Source organism: Nitrospira sp. Nam74 (assembly GCF_965152615.1).
Genome location: NZ_OZ224220.1, coordinates 2,563,543 through 2,583,329 on the forward strand (window position 1 = coordinate 2,563,543; position 19,787 = coordinate 2,583,329).

A 19,787-nucleotide genomic window follows, 5' to 3' on the forward strand; every position below is an offset into this window, starting at 1 on the left:
ACTTGGAGCGTTTGCCTAGAAGGCGTTCAGACGTCGGTATCCTCATCAGCGGCCGTTCCTCGCGTTTCGCGCCACCAAGGGTAATTTTAACGGGAGTCTTCAGTAGGAAGGGATGTCAGGCACTCGGTTCGTCTTACCATTCTTGAACACCTTGTCTTGACCACCTTGCCAGGAAGCTGTGAAGGATCATGTGTGCTCGAGCTCTTTGACGCCGGAATAGGAACATATGATGCTACTGACTAGACAGTATGTCTCTAAAGTTGTCTGTACAGCAGTACAAAGCGTGGGCAGGGCGTAGAAGTTCCGCCCCTTAGAGCCGTGGAACAATGGCCCATGGCTTGCTTCTCCATCTCTCGAATCTTTCACGAACGAGAGGTGTCGGATGAGAATCAAAGAGGTCGGAATTTCAGTTTCCCCGTTCGCAACGGTCACGGTTTGGGAATGCGAGCAATGCCATCGTCGGTGGTCCGATACCGGCCGAAAGGGGTGTCCGTATTGCAGAAGCTGGGATGAGAAGCACCCCTGGGATGACATGAGAGGGCCCGGGGAGGCGAACGAGTGTGAGCGTGCCACCACAGTGGTTCCCCATGACACTACCATGGACTCGTAGAGAGGTTCATCGCGAAAGGGAGGCCTACGGGTCCATGGTACGTAATGGGTACCACAACAATCTGGGAGTCAGGACGCAGAGCTGGAACGCCGACGTGACCTCCGATCTTCCCCCAATTTAGTGGACACCTCGAAAAGGGTGGATCATGCTAACCTTTGAGGTGTGCACGATGAGCAAAGTCAGACGATCATTTACGCGAGAGTTCAAGGTCGAGGCCGTCAAACTCGTGACGGAGAGCCGGAATCCAGTGGCCCAGGTGGCGCGAGACCTCGGCCTCCGGCCCAATGTGCTGCGCCGCTGGAAGCAGGAACTGGCCAGCGATCCGGCCGACTCCTTTCCGGGGAAGGGGCGTCGGAAGCCCCACGAGGAGGAGTTGGCGCGGCTCACGCGGGAGCTCACCCGTGTGACGCAGGAGCGGGATTTTTTAAAAAGTGTGGCGGCATACTTCGCGAAAGCCCCGCGATGAGATGCCGGGCCATTCGGGCGCATGCCGGCCGCTTTCCAGTGACGTTGATGTGTCAGGCCCTGGCCATCTCGTCTGCGGGCTACTATGCCTGGGCGTCTCGACGGGAGAGTCATCGCGGAGCGGAGAATCGGCAGCTGGTAACCGCGATCCGAGTGATTCATGCCGAGTCGCGGCAGACGTACGGGAGCCCCCGGGTCCATGCGACGCTCCGAGCGCACGGACACCGGGTTGGTGAACACCGGGTCGCGCGGCTCATGCGGGCGCACGCCATCCGCGCCAAGATGGTGAAGAAGTGGCGGGCCACGACGGATTCTGCTCATGCGCATCCCGTGGCCCCGAACACGCTCAATCGTCAGTTTGCCGTGGCCGCGCCTAATCGGGTCTGGGCGGGGGACATCACCTATGTCTGGACCGAGGAGGGCTGGCTGTATTTGGCCATTGTGCTGGATCTCTACTCGCGCCGGGCCATTGCCTGGGCGATGGGCAGCCGGCTCACGGAGGCGTTGGCCCATGAAGCGCTGACGATGGCGTTGGGGCACCGACAGCCCGCGGAAGGACTCCTGCATCATACCGACCGCGGGGCGCAGTACGCCGCCACCGCCTACCGCGCGCGGCTCACGACCCAGGGCATCACCGTCAGTATGAGCCGACGCGCCAACTGCTGGGACAATGCCGTCGTTGAAAGCTTCTTTCATACATTGAAAACGGAGCTCGTGCACCATCGACGGTATCGGACACGGGCGGAGGCCAAGCAGGACATCTTTGAGTGGCTGGAAGTTTTCTACAATCGGGCTCGCCGTCATTCGACCCTCGGTTATCGATCCCCCGCCGAGTTCGAAGCGATGGCGAGACGGTCTTAACTCGGTGTCCATGAATTCGGGGGAAGATCACTCCTGCGCAAGGCTCGCCTAGGGAACCGGGACGCTTAGAGTGAACTAATGGCTCTTATGGGGCTCGGCTATACGCCGAAAGCGAACGGAAACGAACACAAGTTCAGGGACCTGCGATGGTGCCATCACGAAATTTTGGTACAAGTTTAGGGAGCGGCGTTTCCAGAAATCTTTCAAGAGGTAGCCTCAATCACTGATCGTGTCGCTGACCCTTCCGCAGTACCATCGGGACCTTATCAGGGAACGGCTTATGAGACGACTCGTGGTTCAAGTTGTAATGATCATGGTCCTAATAGGCGCATCAGCCGCCGCGGCACAGGACAAAACGACGCAGACAGCCACCAAGGCAGAAGTAGCTGCCATGCTGAAGCAAGCGCAGGTGGGGCTCGAAGATGCGGTGCACCGTGCCCTCACCAAAAAACCCGGCCAGGCCGTTCAAGTCCAACTGCATCAGATTAAACAAAAAGTTGCCTGGCAAGTAACGATTTTGGCGGGTGGCCATCTCGAGGACATCTATGTCGATGTGCAGGATGGAAGCTTTCTCACAGCCGTGTCCCCCACACATGGCGAAGCCGATCAGCGATAGGCCGCTACACTGAGAAGTGGCACAGCGCATGAGACGACTAGGTACGGTGCTCCAAGAAACGATTACGACGGGGACGGTCACGAATCTCTGCTGCGCGGGGTGTGCGGCAGCACTCGGCGTCTTGCACCACCGAAAAGCGGCTCAGCCGATCAATGCCATCAGTCATGTGGTATGGGGCGATGAACAGCCGCCGACCACAGAGGTCACGTGGCATGATACGGCGGTCGGCTTGATCGTAAACCAAGCCGCCTGTAGCTTCTGGGCGCTACTGCACGTCGCTTTACTTCCTCCTCGGCAGCGCGACCCTGGTCGCACGGTGTTCCACGCGTGCGCGATCTCTGGGCTAGCCTATCTGGTGGACTATCATATGGTGCCGTCTCGTTTCACACCGGGATTCGAGAAAGTTCTTCCCCGCCGTGCCTTTGTGCCTATCTACATCGCCATCGCGTCCGGACTGGCAGCCGGTGCCCTACTATGTCGCCGTTTGGATAGAAATCGCCGCTGATCTGTCTCTTAGCTCACACAACCATTCAGTCGCTTACTGAATCAATCTCCGGCTCAAGACTCCAAGGGCATATTTAAGTTCAGCGAGCACCTTGATAGGTCTCTTTAACCGCTTCCACACCTGATCGGCGCGCTCACCGTCCATGCTGGACGCCCTCCTTCAGGAGAAGGATGGCTTCCTGGAGTCGACGGGGCGGGGAGAGTCTTCATGCCAGGAGGCTCCCCCGGGAAGGACCGCTGGACAAAAGCTTTTGGTTTTCCCAAAACTCAAACAGGCTTATAGCCTCTTTTCAAGGCAGCTGCGACGCGCCGGTTGTCTTAGTAGGCCAAGCCTACGCATGGAAGTCACCCGAAGGGTCCCTAGGTCTACTAATTTACGGGCGTTGACCTTTTGCCGTAGACCTGGGAGTCCTCAACCGCCGGGGTGTCCATTGACCCCGCCATAAAAAGTAAAAGAGCCGGCTACGGAGATCTTAAAAGCTCCGTTTGCCGGCTCCGCTTCAATACCCAGGGGTATTCTGTCTCTCGACGTCTACGCCGCTTTTTCCGAGCCAGAGGCAATATCGTGAGCCCCCGCCATCTCGAAGATTTTCTCTGCCTTGTCGGTTTCGGAATTGTTCTCGGAGTGCACAGAAATCAAAATGTTCCCCTTGCGCAATTTGCCTTCATACTGTTTCGCTTCATATTCGGGAATGCCGAGGCCAACTAAGGCGCCGGTGAGACCTCCTACGGTAGCTCCCACTGCGGCTCCCCCAAGGGCAGCCATGATTGGGCCGGCTGCGACAAAAGGCCCGACGCCGGGGATGGCCAATGAACCGATGCCGGCCAGCCACCCCAGGACGCCGCCGAGCACACCGCCTGTCCCGGCCCCAGTGGCAGCTCCTTCTGGGGCTTTGGTATGCTTCTCATGAGCGAAGTCTCGCGTGCCCTCGTTGTCCGGTAACAAGACTGAAATATTATTGTTGGCAAAACCCGACCGCTTAAGATTGTCGACAATCGACTCGGCTTGCTCATATGTCGTTGCGATACAAAAGGTTGCTTTAGCCATAACGACTCCTTCTTCTGGTGGGCCATGATTAGCGAGAGATTATTTCTAACTGGCTGTTCACACGTCCGTTCGCGACGGTGTTCGCTTTTTTTAGAATATTGACCCGCTCGTGATCCGTCTCGACAGGCCCGCGCAACGTCACCGTGCCGCTGACGGTGATAATTTTTATATTCTTAGCAGCGGTGGACAGGGTGTCATCCGCCATTAACGCCTTGCGAATCCGCTGCGTAATTTCAAGATCCGCCACATCCGAAGACTGGTCCATCGGTGTCAACGTCCGCGAATCGCGATCTCGTACGTTACGCCCGGTATTATCGGATTCGACGGTCTGAGCCGCTTCCGAAAGAGTCTGCTGGGGCGTTCCACCTTTCCCAGACGCGGCGCCCGCCGTTTGACCAAGACCAACAGAGGCGAAGACCAAGGGGAACACCAAGCTTAACAGACTGATTCTCGTGAGAGCAGACATGTAGTACCTCCATTCATGTAATTGTAGAACGACAAATATGCATAGCCATCAGTTAGCGTGTAGTTTGCTGTCGGACTACAAGAAAGGATGAGGGTTTTTTGGGGGGTACCAGTTGTTTCTCGGAAAACACTAGGAGACTTCAATTGCCCACCGGATGAAGCTCTTCATCGCGGTTCACAAAGCTCGTGGAACCGATTGCCAAAGAATGAGACGTAACCCACCACAACAAACACGCCGGCAATAAATGAAGCAGCGGACCGTTGGACTACGGCGGTGTGCTGAGGATTAGAGTCTGGCGTAGGCCTGGATGTGCTCACGTGGCCGACGTGCTTTCGGAAACGATCCCCCGGCAGTATCAAGATTTGCAGGCGCTGTAACACGCTCACTGTCTAGCGCAGCCGCGAAGTACGATAGGAGTTCCCCACGGGTTCCCCAGGGTAAAATTGTATTGGGCGAGCGGATATTGCCGTAGGTGTGGAGAATCAGCCAGATTAATCGCTTCTCAATGCTGAAACGGATGTTACCTGTTTCAGACTTCCTCGCCCGATATCACTCTCGACGTCAACAGCCCCCATCTTCAGCGTCTCGTCGGTCCGCATGGCTCGAACTGTACGATCTGCCCGTGACCCGTGGGGGGGGTGTCGTTGATCATGTCTTTCATTCGGACAAACGATCTGGCCGTCTTCCCTTCCATTAAACTCAAAATCGACCGTTTCGCGTGATCAAGCAAGTATCCACCATCGAGACGCGACATCATTGTTAGATACTGCAGGAATTGATTGCCTTAAAGTCTCCTCATAATCATTGGAGGCGCGGTGGCAAAGGGCTCAGAACTAATCGAGACGTGTCGTCGTTTGTACCTTCCAGGCAATTCAATGCCTAGCTCTGCAGCCTTGGTGATGGTCTTCGTTCTGTTCCTGGTAGTTGCTTCGCGTCATCCGGTTGCGCGGCCTCCGGAGGCTCTTGACGAATAATCAGTCGCTGATGTAGTGGATACTGGCCCTGGCCGCGGGAGGAAGCGGCTGGCATGACGACACTAGACAGAAGCGCGAAGCCGGCGATCTCATCGCTCTGCTCATTGTTTCTTGATCGCCATCATGTCGGGCCGCTTTTCGCCTTCGACGTGGCGAGTCTGCATCTGAACTGGATCCTCCGGCGCCGGCCCGATGGCCAGCTGATTGCCCCCTTCTTGCGGCCGGCGCGTCGGGGGAGGAAGTCCAGCGGCATGGTCCGCCCGCCATTGATCGACCGCCACGCGGTGCTCTTTAGAGACCACATTCGCTTGAATAATGTCTTCGGCCATCGAGCCGGCGGTCGTGAGTTCGTCGGCATAGACGTCGGTCTGATATTCATCCGTCGAGGCGGTGGCCAGTGAACTCCAGACCGATTGCCCGACGGCGCTCACGTCGATCTGCGTTACCGTCGATAAGCCCGGCCGAAGAGGATATTGCCGAATCTCCTCGGTCGGCAGGGCAATGCGCACCGGGACGCGCTCGACGATGTGAATGAAGTTTCCGGTCGCATTGTCCGGCGGCAGCAGGGCAAAGGCGCTGCCGGTTCCCGGCACCAAGCCTTCGACCGTGCCGTGATACGTGTGCTTGCGGCCGTGGAGATCCACCGTCACGGTGGCGGACTGCCCGGGGCGCACATCCCGCAGTTCAGTCTCCCGCAGGTTGGCCTCGACCCAGAGATGCTCGAGCGGCACAATCGTCATGAGCGCGGCGCCCGGCTTCACCCGATCCCCGACTTGCCCCTTGCGCTTGGCGACATAGCCGGAGACGGGTGCCTTGATCTGTTGCCGCTCGTATTCCAGATGCGCCTCAATGAATGCGTGCTTTGCCAACTCTACAGCCGGATGTTCCATGACACTCGTGCCGCCGACCTCAGCGGTCAAGGCATCGTATTCGGCCTGCGTTTCCCGCACCTCCGCTTCGACCGCTCGGAGCTGGTCGGTGGCATTCTGCAGGATCTGCTTGGAGACCGCGCCCCGTGGCGAGGCCTGCTGATAGCGGGCGATATCGTGCCGCACCAGATCCAACCGCGCCACACGGGCCGCGAGCTTTTCCTCGACCTGGCGTTGCCTGATGAACAGCGCCGTAATGCGCCGTACGGTTTCCCCGAGATGGCCCTTGGCGCGTCCCAGCGCCGCATACGCTTGATGCTCATCGAGGCGAACAAGCAGATCGCCCTTGTTCACAAACTGCGTTTCCTCCGCCAGCACCTGCGTGACGATGCCGGAGGCTTGGGCGACGATCGGCACGAGGTTGCCGGTGACATAGGCATTATCGGTGCGGACATAGAACCGGTCATAGGACCACCAATAGGCGCCGTACAGAAGGCTGGCCACGACGACCAGCAGGGCCACCATTCCGAGCCGGCGCGTTCGGTGCCGCGGGACCGTGTGCACGGGCAGGGGCGTCTCAGCCGTGCTCATTGGCGCGTCTCCTTCACCGCACTCGTCAGCACCGGCGGCGTCTCCGGCTTCTTCGTCGTCTGGGGCAGATCGGGGTTATGGTACCCGCCGCCCAACGCTTCCATGAGGTCGACCATCGCCACCAGTTTGTCGCTTTCGAGGGCGCGCAACGCATACTCTTGCTCCAACACCGGCTCCCTGTGCCGCAATACGGTCTGAATGCAGGAGTTGAAGAAGAGGCCGCGCATCTGGGTTGCTCCATCAGTTCTTCCGCCTGTCGCTCGCGTACCGCCTCGCCGGCTTCAACAGGGGAACCCGCGCGGACGGGGCGAACCACACCAGCGTCCCCATGAGGTCCAACAGGATAAATTGCCAGCCTCGGAGGCGCAGTGAGCACGTATCCGACGGTATTTCATATCGCGTCATTAAAGCCTGAACAGGACATGCCTGACTCAGAGAGAGGAGAGGAATAGTGTGGCGATTCTCCATGGAGCCGTGGTTAGAACAGCCTGATGGTGGTGGGTTGCGCGGTTGTGACTCGACCATGCGTAACATACATCGCCAACCCAGTGAACAGCATTCCACCGGCCAAGTTGCCCAATGTGACGGGGATCTGATTCCAGAACCACCAGCTTAACAGGCTGACATGCGCCCCCAGCAGCATGCCCATCGGGATGGCGAACATATTGACGACGGAATGCTCAAATCCTTGTGAAAAAAACAGTACGGTGGGTCCCCAGATCGCCAGCATCTTGCCAGAAAGCGAGGTTGAAGCATAGGCGAACACGACGGCCAGGCTGACCATCCAATTACACAACATCGCTTTCGTGAAGACGGTCAGCAGTCCTGCCATACCGTGTGCGGCATAGTAGGTCGTCTTGGCTTCGGCGTAGGCGATCAATTTGGTCCCTACGGCAGAGAGTTCTCCATCGCCTCCTGTCGTGAGCACGACGGCGAAAAGAACGGCGTACAACGTGCTCCCTAAAAGATTGCCCAGGAAGACCCAGCCCCAATTAATACAGACACGACTCGGCGCGGCGTTCTCTTTTCCCGCCACTGTGGCGCATGGCAGGAGCGCGAAACTGCTGGTAAGCAGTTCCATCCCGAGTAGGATCGCGAGACAGAGTCCGAAGGGGAAGAGCAGTGCCCCCACGATCCACAACTTTGTCTCCACCGCCGCGATGACCGCCATGCTGGTCGCCACGGCCAAGAAGGCACCCGCCAGCGCTCCACGAATGAGCAACTGGGGAATCGGAAGATCGAGCTTCATCTCCGCTGTGGAAACCATGCTCTTTACAATGTCTGGGGGCTTCACATAATCCATGATGCACTCCTTTCAGGACAGGATCGCAGTCGCCGCAGCTTAAATGGCCTACCGTCTTAGTTCGTAGACCAGTTTGAAGGGCAAGTTACTTGCCAGTCGACGACGTGCTTTGGGTAGGGAATGCATCGCGGTGATAACACGACCGTAAGGCAGGCGTGATTGAGCCTGCATGGTTTCAACCTTCACCACTCAATCGTCGGCCGTCGCGATTCATCGTTCAATATCACGCGCGTCGTGGCCGGCAGGCTATCCATCCTGTATTTCGTGGTCACGATGAAGTACTGGTGTGTACGATGAATCAATGGCTTTTCACGGTTTTTGATGAGGGACCACGGCATATCGTAATAGTGCACGGGCCCTCTGATGATCACCAGCGACAACTGCTTGGTATTTCACGTTGTTCTTGATCCTACTCCGTAGTTAAGTGTGGCACCCTAGTTGCTGTACTCGGTCAGCATTGAGATGTGGCCTTAAGCCCTGGTCCTTTTACCGGACTCGGACAGTGATGGACTTTCCTTGCTACGTAAGTCGATTGGCACTGATTGCAGAAATAGAGGAGACCGGATCAGGCGTACCGGAAGGCATACGTCTCTTCTCCATTCGAGCACGGGTTGGAGCAACAGGTGCGACGGAGCCAAGGATTGATACAGAGATTGAAGAATGTCCTCCAACATGCAGGCACATCCAAGCATCATCATCAACAACGCTAGGGGGGCGGCTTCAGGCTTCAGGACGCTCGTTCGCGAGCGCGGTTCATGCAGAGAAACCTCATATAACCATCGGAGGAAGGTAGAAATGAACGGACCGGTCTCCTTCATTTTGCCGTGTAGTGGCCGACCCCTCCGCCTCTTGTCTGTCTTATTGTTTCATGATCGTTATGAAGGAGGCGCAATGAGAGGTATCGGGGTCATGAAGTGTACCAGTATGGGGCCGGGGGGCAGGATATTCTCTTGATGTCGCAAACGGCATGGAGCCGATCTCATCTCTCCGGGGACAGTGTCCGGCGAGCGCCCCTATGCGCGACGCGGACGACATCAGCGTCTGGAATCCGCCGGCGCGGAGATACTCGATTCGGCCGGCGGGTAGAATCGTATTCCGGCCGACTATATCTGGAGCAAGCAGCGGCTGCCGTATTCTCAATCGGGTCAGTAGGGGTATCTGCCGGTGCTGGCTACTGGCGATGTTCAGGTCTTGCCCCTCTCCAAAGTTGCCGCAGAGATTCGCCGCACCAGGGCCTACCTAGTCAACACCACGTTGCGGGTCATAAGGTCACAGTGACTCATCTTCAACCTTCTTATAGTGAAAAAAAAGGAGACCCCATGAAGCCATATATTTTCGCACCGGTGCTTGTGTTGTCATTGTGCACATTCTCGTCTGCCTTTGCCGTCACAGAAGCTGACCTAACAAATCCGCCTGCGCAATTGCTTTTAGGTGACCGGGTTCTTTTAGGAACAGTTGAGGAGATCGCTGGAGGCGAGGCACGAATCAATACCGGGGAAGTGGAGCCACGCTATATCCCGATGAACGTGCGCAAGGCTAAGGAGCTTCCCGATCTAAAGAAGGGTGATCGTGTCGAGATCACTGTCAACGATCAAAATTTACTCGTCGACGTTCATGCGGTGGGTGAAGCCAGCCATCATCTCGTCGTCCAGGGGCAGCTGACTGAACCGCTTGAGACCGGACATCAGAAAGCGATGCTCCGTAACAGTCAGAGCGGGAAGGAAGAGTCATATTCCATTCGACCGGTCGCACGAAGCAAGGTTGCCTCCATTCCTGTTGGCGTCGATGCCGTGTTTCTCCTGGATGAGTTGGACATGATCGCTGATGTGACTTTTGGGAGCGCGGAAGCTATCCATCGTGCAGCAGAGCTCTGGAACAAGAAGTCTCTTCGGTAACGGCACTACAGGAAGTGTCATGACTCTCTTTTGTTCCTGCGTTTGTAGTTATTCGACAAGAAGAAACACCCGTACTTCACGATTCGGGTGGAGCAGGTGGCCTCGCCCTTGTATCCGCCGTGGGGCGCCGACCCCAACGGCTTGTACATTCCGCCGCGGCGGCACAAGCCACGCGGCTACGCGCGGCGGATGTTGGGGCGGGTCGTGGATACTGCCATCGAGAAGTGTTTGGTGCCGAGCCGCGAGCTGTTGGCGGTGCTGCAATTGTGGCGCGCCAGCCAGCAGATTCGTGTTCCGGTACGACGTCATTCCCGGGCCGAAAGTGTTTGAGACCCAGACCATGGGAAGCAATTTGACTTCAACAAGTCGGGCAAGGAAGTGGCGCGGCGCATCCAGGTCGAAGAGCCGATCTACATTCGGCCGGCCCAACGCGTGACCTAGCTGTAATCCCGAGGCCGCGCGTCGTGAGTCAGGCAGAAGGTCCCACTCGGGTGTCTCGCGCTTTCGAAATCGGAAGCCATGAGGAACCTTTAACCCAATCCGGGCATGCGGCGGGACACTCGCTGCTCATCAGCAGTGATGACGCTTCGCATGCACACCGAACGATGCTGCCGGCTCCATCGGGCATACGGGGCGCATCGCGTATGGCTTCAGCAATTTCTTTGAATGGTCAAGAAAGCCGCCCAAGAACGGCCGGCATGGCGACCTTCAGCCGGCATGGCGACCTTCAGGCGGTTCAACGCACATTGAAGATATCGAGCATGATGCCGAAGAAATGATTGCCGCAAGGAAGACAACAGACCGGGTGAGAGCGGAGGAAGCAAAAGACCAAGTCACCGCCCTTCTTAGTCGTGGTCTTGATAAACGATACTTTACCAACCCGGACGCCGCAGGCGGTATCTTGCTTAGTAGGCGCGATTGCGCTCGTTCCTTCTCGAGCCACACGGAATAGTCACCGTTACAATCGACGCATGGCCGTGACATATCACGATTCTGTTTGTGCGTAACCGTCCTCACCTCAATGACATCAGTGACTTGGCGTGAGGCTGCATCAGGCCGCGACTTTGCAAGGCCAGTACCGAGAGCGTTCAATGGTCCCGAGTCAAGACCGTTCTTGGAACAAAAGAAGCAAAGGGGGAACACGATGAGAATCACATTGAAGTATCGGTTATCAGCCTTCATCATCAGCTGCATGTTTGTCAGTCCAATGGTCGGCTGTACTGGAACCATGCAGACGACGTTGCCAACAGGTTTAAGCACCTATCCATGGAGCACCACTGAAAAAACTTCGGCGTGGGCTGAACAATTGCTTGGCCAAGTCGTGACGTTCAAATCGATGCATGACAATGGGGTGCTTCAGGGAAACTATACGCCTTATGTGGAGGTGCTTTCGAAAGCACGAGACGCGTATCGGTTAGGTGACAGACAGACGACCTATGATACAGTCAACCAATTCATGGTGATGTTAGAGGCGCGCGTGGGTGAGATTGATCCGCATAACGCGGACATGCTGTGGGATCAGTGCTACCGCTGGACGCCCAATGAATATCACGCCCGGGATCGGCATACCCGCGCGATGGGGCACGAAGAACTCAACAAGACCGAAGAGTTCCTCAGAAAGATGGAAGAAAAGGCCTCGCTGTCATTTTAACAGGCAGACCGGCGAGCGTGTTCCTCCTGTTCGCGCTCGTCGGTCCGTTTCGACGGAAGGCATGCGGGTCTACCTGTGGTGACTCGCCGCTTCTTTCCCACGTCCTGAGGGTTCCGAGTCCCCGGAACCGCTGCCTTTTCAGGGCGGAGAGTGAGGAAAATCTTATAAGCGGGGTGCCACTTTACCTTGCTCATGACATCACACAGAGATGAGCCTTCTGCTAGGCAATCGTATTCCATCTCAAGCCTGGGCTTCGATCCAAGTGATACGTTCTCAGACCATTGTCGCACTTTTGCTTGCGAATGGGATGCCACGATAACAGGGGACCGGCCCAGTCGAACTCTTCATGATTCCTCCGGACACTTCACGTTCATTAACCATTCGCAACCTCGTGAACCCGGTGAGTATCATTCTGACGATCGTTCCTTCGTTGTAGGCTCCGCTGTATTCACGGCGTCATAACGAGGTGTTCCTGTTGCAACGCGCACGTGATCCCCTTCGATGAGCGCGGCGCTAGGATTGTTGATGATGCGGTCACTCACGGAAAGCCCCTCTGCCACCTCGACAAATTGATCCATGAGTTTGCTCACGGTGATCGGCTTTAAGTGTATGCGGTCGTCCTCCGTCACCAAGGCCACTTGGGTGCCGTGCTCCTGGAACACCAACGCGGTGGAGGGGATCGTGAAGGCTTGTCGATCAACCGGTGCCGTCAGCTGGACCTGAGCGTAGGAGCCGGGCCAGAGCGCTCGGTCTTCGTTGTCGATCGTAAAGACGGTGACCGCAGTCCGTGTACTCACGTCGAATCCACGAGCGACGGTCAGGAATTTTGCGTCGAAATGGCGGTTGGGCAATTGCGGGACGGTCACGTCGGCCATCAGGCCCGGCTGAAGAAAGGGTCCGAACGTCTCCGGGACGTTGACAAAGAGGCGCAACGTATCCACGACGGCCACCGTAAAGAGGTTGGTGATCGCATTGGGGGTGCTGAGATTGCCTTGCTTACTGACCAAATCGCCGACGTTGATGTTGCGCTGGGTTACCACGCCATCAAACGGCGCGACGATCGTTTTGAACCGAATAAAGGCATCGATGTTCTTGATCTTCTGTTCCGCGGCTTTGACCACCGCCGCTTGGGCTTTCAACTCCTGTTCCTTCACCGTGATCGACTGCTCGGAGACGGCATGAGTAGGGCGTAGCGCGACCCAACGCTTGGCGGTCACCCCGGCGAGCTTATACCTGGCGCGCTGCGATTCCAGATCCGCCTTGGCTTGCGCATATTCCGCATCAAGATCCGGCGCGTTGACTTCGGCGAGGGTCTCGCCCTTCTTCACCTGATCGCCGTAGTCCTTGTACCACATCTTCACATAGCCGGTGACCCGTGCGTAGATCGGTGCCTCGTACCACCCGACGATATTGCCAGGAAGCGTAATGGTCTCAGTTGGCGGCACCGGCTTGGGAGAGACGACAGCCACGGTGGGAAAGCTTACTTTGAGCGTGTCGTTGTGTAGCGCGGCGTCGGGTCCAGCCTCATATATGCGATAGCCGAGATAAAGCACGGCCAGCAGGAGCGCTATGAGGGAAAGCTTGGACACGGAGGTCATGGTCAACCTCGATGGCCAAATATTCGGGCCGAAACTTTTGAGGAAGTCTCGGCTGAATCCCGGGGGGTCGTATTTGTACCGTGCCGCCCGAGTAAAGGCGCACAATTCACAATAGCACAACTGAAGAATAGCTTTTCATTGCTCTTTGTCCTACAGGACAAGAACGGGTCGAGTATCTAGGCCAATCGCGCTGACAACTCGTTACCCCGCATGCCTGTGGTTTAGTTGACCGGCATCGAATGAGGATTGGGGCGAGTTTTCCGATGAGGACTACGATCCGGATTTATTTAAGGAAGACGAGATTCTGCTCGTGATGGTCCCACCGTATGTGGTCTCGAGAATGCCTGCCTTCGTACCGGCACTTACCGGTTTTACGTCCGGCTCGGTCCCGTTTTTCTCCCGATGTCCCATGACACCCCTCCTGGCCCATTATGAGCCTTAACTAGGTGTCCGTGGAAGCGGGATAGAACCCGGATAGATCCCGTATGGGGAATGTGGTGCCGAGGGACAGAATCGAACTGTCGACACCAGCCTTTTCTCGACCCCAAGGTACGTGCCTTTACAAATCAACCTGTGGATCGGATCAAGTTCACTCGCAACCCTGACTAGGCGTCAAGACCGAGGTGTTTAGAAGCTGAGTTACTTATCTTAGTAGCCCTGATGACTCCCCTTTGTTCAGATGAACTGCGCTTATAGGCACGACGGCGTCTCCGGAGAAGCGCGGGTTTTACGTACCATACGTAGCCGAACAAAAAACTTGGAGTGAGCCCACACAACCATCTTGCCTAGGCTCTCGCTCTCCTCTTCCTACAATCGTGACTATTCACAGTTCTCGTGTAGTTGCGAGGACTCTCACGACTCTACTCCTCCACACGTCCCTTCACTTCTTACATTGTCAACTTGTTGAACTCTCTTGAATCATAAAAGATTTGAGGGTGCGTCATAGGAAGTGTTCATGTGAGGCGGAATGGCACTAGAAGTGTATATAGGTAATCATCAGTATAACAGGACTTCAGCAAGGTTGATGACCAGAGGTGATCGAGAAGATCGAGCTGGCTACCAGAAGAATCACACTGACTATTACTCGCATGTCGTCGTTCTAGGTATGAAGCCAGGCCAACTCTATGCCTATCGTGTTCGGGGCCGTTCCAAACCGAGAAGGCCTTCGGACGATCCAGAAAAGGTCCTTCGCGATCCGTATGGGGATGGAGTTGTCACACCAGCTTCTTATTGTCGTGCACGCGACTACTCGCCCCGGCGCAACTACAGCCACGGCGATGAAAAGCGCTGCTGGCTTACGCTAGGGGCTACGATTGGAGACAGGCGCTCATACGGCTCTTCTTATATACGGTCATCTATGAAATGCCTGTCAGCGGGCTTATCCCCCCATCCCAGTTCTAGTGTCGCGTCCGCCAAATGAGGCACGTGTGCGCCGCAGCAATTCGGCTTGGAGTCACAATACAGGAGGATCGAGTGGAAGGACGGACGCGCGTGGTAGCCTGCACGCTTTTGCTCTTATCGGCCATGGGTATGTTAGCAGGTTGCGCTGAATGGTCCGAGCCGTCCTCGAGTTCGACGGTGCTGATGCCGTCATCTGCAATTTCGCTGGGAACTGATCACTTTGATGATGAAAGTGGCCCAGTCACCAGGAGCGTACAGATAGATCCTGCAGCCAATTTGGTGTCCCCGGCCGCGGCAGGGCTGATTACCGATTCCATGCATGCTTCTACTCCATTATTTGTGGCTGCTGTAGAAGGCACACGTGCTGAGCCATCGCCGTATCAAGGAACACAGGAGGAACGTGCCGTCGATGACCTTTATGACCCGTTTCAAAAGCCGGGGGATCAACCGGCAGATATTGAAGAATACGATCCGTGGGAGTCGTTTAACGTCGCCATATTCAACTTCAATCGAAAAATAGACAAGTACGTGTTAAAGCCGGTGGCGACGGTCTATGACAAAGTGGTGCCGGATGTAGTTGAGCTCGGCATTCGCCGTTTCTTTCATAATGTCCGCTTCGTTCCTCGTCTTCTCAACAATTTGTTTCAGGGCAAGTTTAAGGGGGCGGGCTTGGAGATGGGGCGTTTTCTCGTCAACAGTACGTTAGGATTAGCAGGGAGCCTGGATTTTGCGAAAGAGGTCTTCGGCTGGGAAACGCCAGATGAAGACTTCGGACAAACGTTAGGCGCATATGGAGTCAAATCCGGTCCGTATCTTGTCCTGCCGATCCCGCCCTTTGTGACGACGATCCGTGATTTGGTCGGCTATATTGGCGATATTTTTCTAGACCCAATCAACTATTTAGTATTTCCTTCCATTGAAATTGATGGCGCGCCTTCGCTGATCAGTCATACGCAGCGCACAACCACTACACTGGCTCAATTTGGCACACGAGCAGAAGACACCATCAATGAGCGATCGATCAACTTGGAAACTTTCCAAGGCATCGAAGAATCGACGATTGATCTCTATGCCACCATCCGTAACGCGTATCTACAAAAGCGAGCACAATCGATCAGGGAGTAAACGTGATCAATAAGTGCTGGGTTCCTATTGTTAAGATATAAGGGGTGCGCAGGACAGGAAGTCTCTATGGCTCACCATTACTGCAATCTATTTCAATGGCACTATCCTAGTCCCTAGGATCCGTGCATGCGAGAATGGGCAGTGCTTTCCCCCCTCGCGTACGCTTCGCCATTTCTGCATCCTACCTCGGCAAGAATCACTCATCTTGACGAATGCCCGAGGCTGTTTAGCTACCAGGCAACTGGCTCTGCTCAGCCGCGCCATTCATCTCCGTACGGCCGACCAGCGACATGCCCCCCAGAGTTCCGTCCTGTACCCGTTCGTCGACGGCACGACATTGAAGATCGTACATGAGACACGCATGCTTGTGCCGCATCAGTCGACGCACCATGTTCCTACCCATTCGTCCGAGACCAATCATTCCGAGCTGCATGGAGGCCTCCTTTCCTTTCGTATCGTAAAACAGCACTGGCGATGCAAAGGTTTAGCGTGCCACCTCATTGCAAGGATGACGGACAATAGTGCTCCGGCCGACATACGCTGGAGGAACGCGCACGAAAGAGAAGTTTATGGGGCGCTAAGAGCAACGATGGGTGTGAGGACACGTACGACTCGTAATTTTCACGACGCGCTCCTTTCATGCAAGGCCTTGAAGCTACTACTTGGCCAAGCAATTGTTCGGCCCAAGCGGATGTTCAATGTGTCGGTGCTTAAGCGGAGCTCGCAATGTCGCCTGTATTGTATTCGAGCAGCCCATCAACGGGTCGAAAAACAGGTACCTTTCATTGCCAGTACTGGTAAACGATCCCTTAATGTGATCTCGTCGTATTCTATTCAAGAACGGCGATTTACTAGCCACGTCGTTGTGATTCACCGGTGACTAGCATGGCGTCAACGCTCATCGTTAATCGTTATATGTAGCGGTTATACGTCTGACGTAACGGTTCCCATGACCTTGGCTTCGATAAGACCACGCTAGTAGTCGCGCACGAATGCAATGAACCCATGAACACGCTGATACGCTTGCTGATTACCAGCTGAGGCCTCAAGACTATCTCCGCACAGCGAAAGCAAGACGACGTGAATGCCCACGTTCACTTTAGCGGCTTGATCTCAATCCGCCTGACGGTGCCACAAAACTATACCGAGGCTGAGAAGCAGGCGCCGGTCTTCACAATCGTCAGCGGCCATTTCCCGCGTTCATACCCTGGTCCTTGTGCCGCGCTCGATTGAACCACTGTGAGCCTGTACTTAATGTTTTGGTACTCAACGAATGTCCCAATAGATCCGGCCGAAAGATGACCGAGCGTCGAGGGGCTTATGATCTAGGCAGTCTGTTTAAGTCAGGCATGTAAGAAAATGTGCGATTGCGCCCACTCGGCACACATGAATTCCGCCCTTTTGCCATATTCTCGTGAACGTTATGCGTGCAGCAGGGGGTGATAATACCTTGTGAAAGTTCACCGGCTACCGCAATAGGCTGAGCATTCCCACACCTATTGATTGTGATCGAATACTCCAAGTTATTGGCATAGCGGTTGCTTCGGTCCGTAACGGTTCAAAGATAATCTCTGCCAATCTCGGTGCATCCTAGTTCTTTCAATGCCCTGTGAAGCAGATTCTTTGTTAGCCACCGGATATTGAAATGGCAAAGTCAAGATCAACGCGGCTCTCTTGCTGCAGGCTAGCAAAGCAGAAACATTCGCTCGGCTTTGTTGGTACTGCATAGCTCAGTGCAAAGTGATGTTTGGCAGGGATGTGGTTCTTATTCACGATGAAGGAGTAAAAGTTTGTCCATGAGCGTGCCTTCTCCTAATTGATTATTTCGGAGCGTGTTCATTCCTCAATGTTCAGGGGTAGGCGACAAGGGTCTTTCATGTCAGTGTAACGCACTTAATCTTGGAGAGCCTGATGAGCCGTGCGGAGCTTAATTACGAGATCTTACTAGAACTGACTAATGTGCTCACATCGCAGCGCGATACGGAGAGCTTGTGGCAGGCCATTACGCGGCAGATCAGCCGAGTTGTTCCATGGGATCGTGCCGGGATTGTGTTGTATGACCGTCATGTAGATGCATTTCGTTTCTATGCGGTGGTGACCAGTTCCGCGACGCCTGTCTTGAACCGCGACACGCTGATTCCGAAAAAAGAGAGTGCCGTGGGATGGGTCTATGAACATCGACAGATCCATGTCCGTCCGAATCTTCATTCGGAGCAGGTCTTCTTTGAAGACACGTACTATCTGCAAGAAGGATTGGGGCGAATGATTAATCTCCCGCTCATCGTGCATGACACCTGCCTGGGTACCTTGAACATCGGCAGCGTGCAAACCGGTGAGCCGGATCCGGAGGACTTAAAGTTTCTGCAGTTGGTGGCGACCCAAATCTCATTCGCCATCGACCACGTGCGCGCCTACGAGGAGATCAAACGGTTGAGTGACCAGCTTAGGCATGAAAATGAATATCTTGCCGAGGAGGTGAGGCTGAGCCGGAATCTCGGGACGATGGTCGGAGAGTCTCCGCCCTTTCAACAGGTCCTCTCTCTGGTGAAGGCCGTTGCCCCCACCAATACGACCGTGCTGCTCTTGGGAGAGACAGGAACCGGGAAAGAGCTCCTGGCCCGAGCCATTCATGATTTGAGTCCTCGACACGCGAAACCGTTTATACGGGTCAACTGCGCTGGCCTTCCAGCCGGATTGGTCGAGAGCGAGCTGTTCGGACATGAGCGTGGAGCCTTTACGGGCGCCGATCAACGACGTGTCGGCCGGTTCGAGTTGGCGAACAAAGGCACGCTCTTCCTCGATGAGATCGGGGAGATGCCGCTGGAAGCGCAAGCGAAGTTGTTGCGGGTGTTGCAAGACGGACTGGTCGACCGCGTTGGCGGCACACAACCCGTGCCGGTGGACGTGCGCATTGTGGCTGCGACGAACGCTAATTTGAGCCATGCGATCGCCAAGGGGGGGTTCCGAGCGGACCTCTTTTATCGTTTGCATGTCTTTCCAGTGTCGATTCCGCCTCTTCGCGAACGGCGCCAAGATATTGCCTTGCTGGCCCAGCATTTTCTCAGGCAGGCGGCGGCCAAGCTGAAACGGCCGAATGTGACGCTTCACCCTCGTTCACTCGAGCGGTTGGCTCAGTACAATTGGCCGGGCAATATACGAGAACTCCAGAGCGTCATCGAGCGAGCCGTGATCCTTACGCAATCCATGATCATCGACATCGATGAACGCTTCCTGCCTCCTGTCAATTCTTTAAGCGCGCCGTCCCTTGAGGCATCGATGCTCCACAGCACCCGAGGAACAACAATAGTGGAGTTTGAGCGACATCATATTCTCTCGGTCCTTGAAAAGACGGCGTGGCGTATTTATGGTGCCCGAGGAGCGGCCCAGCAATTGGGACTCAATCCGGAAACGCTTCGAAGCCGCCTGCGTAAGCTCGGCATCACACGGCCGGCGTGCCCTTGAGCATTGATTGTAGAATGCCCTCACCTTTACGATAGATGCACTTCACTCTCAACAAATGTCTGCCGTGCCAAGCCGACCAGGTTTAGCAAGAGGAGCAGGTGGGTGGAGTGAAGATGCACCTTCGTATACCCGTCCAGGAGTGCATCGACGCGCGGAGCGTTTTATGAGGAGGGCTATCGATGGCCACATGAGCATCTTTTCCGTTTGCTGGCTGCCTTTGCCGTCGTTATCAGCGCACTCACCGCCGACTCTGTTTTCTTAACACCGGTCCAAAACATTGTCCATTTTCCAAGCCGGGTTAGTTTGATACTGTTCATCGTCATGGGTGGCGTAATTGCCGCTACGTGT

The 19,787-nt window shown here is 55.6% G+C and carries 16 protein-coding genes; 7 read left to right on the top strand and 9 right to left on the bottom strand.

What is annotated here, in order from left to right; all coding sequences use genetic code 11:
• Positions 1-779 precede the first annotated feature (779 nt).
• The 3 genes from ACWHYZ_RS12025 (at position 780) to ACWHYZ_RS12035 (ending at position 3,057) form a co-directional block, all read left to right on the top strand.
• Positions 780-1,936, top strand: a protein-coding gene (locus ACWHYZ_RS12025) for an IS3 family transposase (protein WP_447985459.1) whose coding sequence is annotated in 2 segments (ribosomal slippage) — positions 780-1,053 and positions 1,053-1,936 — 1,158 coding nt in all. Because the reading frame shifts where the segments join, the coding sequence is not laid out codon by codon here.
• A 292-nt stretch (positions 1,937-2,228) separates the two neighbouring features.
• Complete coding sequence (locus ACWHYZ_RS12030) at positions 2,229-2,552, top strand: hypothetical protein (RefSeq protein WP_447987483.1); 324 nt, start codon at positions 2,229-2,231, stop codon at positions 2,550-2,552.
• Positions 2,553-2,580: 28 nt separating this feature from the next.
• Entirely contained in the window at positions 2,581-3,057 is a 477-nt protein-coding gene (locus ACWHYZ_RS12035; RefSeq protein ID WP_447987484.1) for a hypothetical protein, read from the top strand.
• A gap of 531 nt (positions 3,058-3,588) precedes the next feature.
• Here ACWHYZ_RS12035 and ACWHYZ_RS12040 read toward each other — a convergent pair.
• The 5 genes from ACWHYZ_RS12040 to ACWHYZ_RS12060 all read right to left on the bottom strand — a co-directional run bounded on the left by ACWHYZ_RS12040 (position 3,589) and on the right by ACWHYZ_RS12060 (position 8,307).
• Positions 3,589-4,104 (bottom strand): general stress protein, encoded by a 516-nt coding sequence (locus tag ACWHYZ_RS12040; protein ID WP_447987485.1) that lies wholly within the window; start codon positions 4,102-4,104, stop codon positions 3,589-3,591.
• A gap of 28 nt (positions 4,105-4,132) precedes the next feature.
• Entirely contained in the window at positions 4,133-4,570 is a 438-nt protein-coding gene (locus ACWHYZ_RS12045) for a BON domain-containing protein (protein ID WP_447987486.1), read from the bottom strand.
• A gap of 1,075 nt (positions 4,571-5,645) precedes the next feature.
• Positions 5,646-7,004, bottom strand: coding sequence for an HlyD family efflux transporter periplasmic adaptor subunit (locus ACWHYZ_RS12050; protein ID WP_447987487.1), 1,359 nt, complete (start codon positions 7,002-7,004; stop codon positions 5,646-5,648).
• A complete protein-coding gene (locus tag ACWHYZ_RS12055) occupies positions 7,001-7,231 on the bottom strand; it encodes a hypothetical protein (RefSeq protein WP_447987488.1) in 231 nt (76 codons plus the stop codon). The genes ACWHYZ_RS12050 and ACWHYZ_RS12055 overlap by 4 nt, the downstream gene beginning before the upstream one ends.
• Positions 7,232-7,482: 251 nt before the next feature.
• Complete coding sequence (locus tag ACWHYZ_RS12060; protein ID WP_447987489.1) at positions 7,483-8,307, bottom strand: formate/nitrite transporter family protein; 825 nt, start codon at positions 8,305-8,307, stop codon at positions 7,483-7,485.
• A 1,319-nt stretch (positions 8,308-9,626) separates the two neighbouring features.
• Between ACWHYZ_RS12060 and ACWHYZ_RS12065 the strand changes: the two genes are divergently transcribed.
• A complete protein-coding gene (locus tag ACWHYZ_RS12065) occupies positions 9,627-10,202 on the top strand; it encodes a hypothetical protein (RefSeq protein WP_447987490.1) in 576 nt (191 codons plus the stop codon).
• 48 nt (positions 10,203-10,250) lie between these two features.
• Here the strand turns inward: ACWHYZ_RS12065 and ACWHYZ_RS12070 are convergent, their stop codons facing one another.
• On the bottom strand, positions 10,251-10,631 hold the full coding sequence (locus tag ACWHYZ_RS12070; RefSeq protein ID WP_447987491.1) for a hypothetical protein: 381 nt from the start codon (positions 10,629-10,631) through the stop codon (positions 10,251-10,253).
• A gap of 715 nt (positions 10,632-11,346) precedes the next feature.
• On the opposite strand from ACWHYZ_RS12070, the gene ACWHYZ_RS12075 reads away from it, so the two are divergent.
• On the top strand, positions 11,347-11,853 hold the full coding sequence (locus tag ACWHYZ_RS12075) for a hypothetical protein (protein WP_447987492.1): 507 nt from the start codon (positions 11,347-11,349) through the stop codon (positions 11,851-11,853).
• Between the two features lie 407 nt (positions 11,854-12,260).
• On the opposite strand, the gene ACWHYZ_RS12080 is transcribed toward ACWHYZ_RS12075, so the two are convergent.
• A complete protein-coding gene (locus tag ACWHYZ_RS12080; protein WP_447987493.1) occupies positions 12,261-13,451 on the bottom strand; it encodes an efflux RND transporter periplasmic adaptor subunit in 1,191 nt (396 codons plus the stop codon).
• 270 nt (positions 13,452-13,721) lie between these two features.
• Complete coding sequence (locus ACWHYZ_RS12085; protein WP_447987494.1) at positions 13,722-13,862, bottom strand: hypothetical protein; 141 nt, start codon at positions 13,860-13,862, stop codon at positions 13,722-13,724.
• A 1,173-nt stretch (positions 13,863-15,035) separates the two neighbouring features.
• Between ACWHYZ_RS12085 and ACWHYZ_RS12090 the strand changes: the two genes are divergently transcribed.
• A complete protein-coding gene (locus tag ACWHYZ_RS12090) occupies positions 15,036-15,977 on the top strand; it encodes an MlaA family lipoprotein (protein WP_447987576.1) in 942 nt (313 codons plus the stop codon).
• A gap of 226 nt (positions 15,978-16,203) precedes the next feature.
• Here the strand turns inward: ACWHYZ_RS12090 and ACWHYZ_RS12095 are convergent, their stop codons facing one another.
• Positions 16,204-16,410 carry an NAD(P)-binding domain-containing protein gene (locus ACWHYZ_RS12095; RefSeq protein WP_447987495.1) on the bottom strand — a complete coding sequence of 69 codons (207 nt, stop codon included), beginning with the start codon at positions 16,408-16,410 and terminating at the stop codon, positions 16,204-16,206.
• A gap of 1,478 nt (positions 16,411-17,888) precedes the next feature.
• Here ACWHYZ_RS12095 and ACWHYZ_RS12100 point away from each other — a divergent pair.
• Positions 17,889-19,439 carry a sigma 54-interacting transcriptional regulator gene (locus ACWHYZ_RS12100; protein ID WP_447987496.1) on the top strand — a complete coding sequence of 517 codons (1,551 nt, stop codon included), beginning with the start codon at positions 17,889-17,891 and terminating at the stop codon, positions 19,437-19,439.
• Positions 19,440-19,787 lie beyond the last annotated feature (348 nt).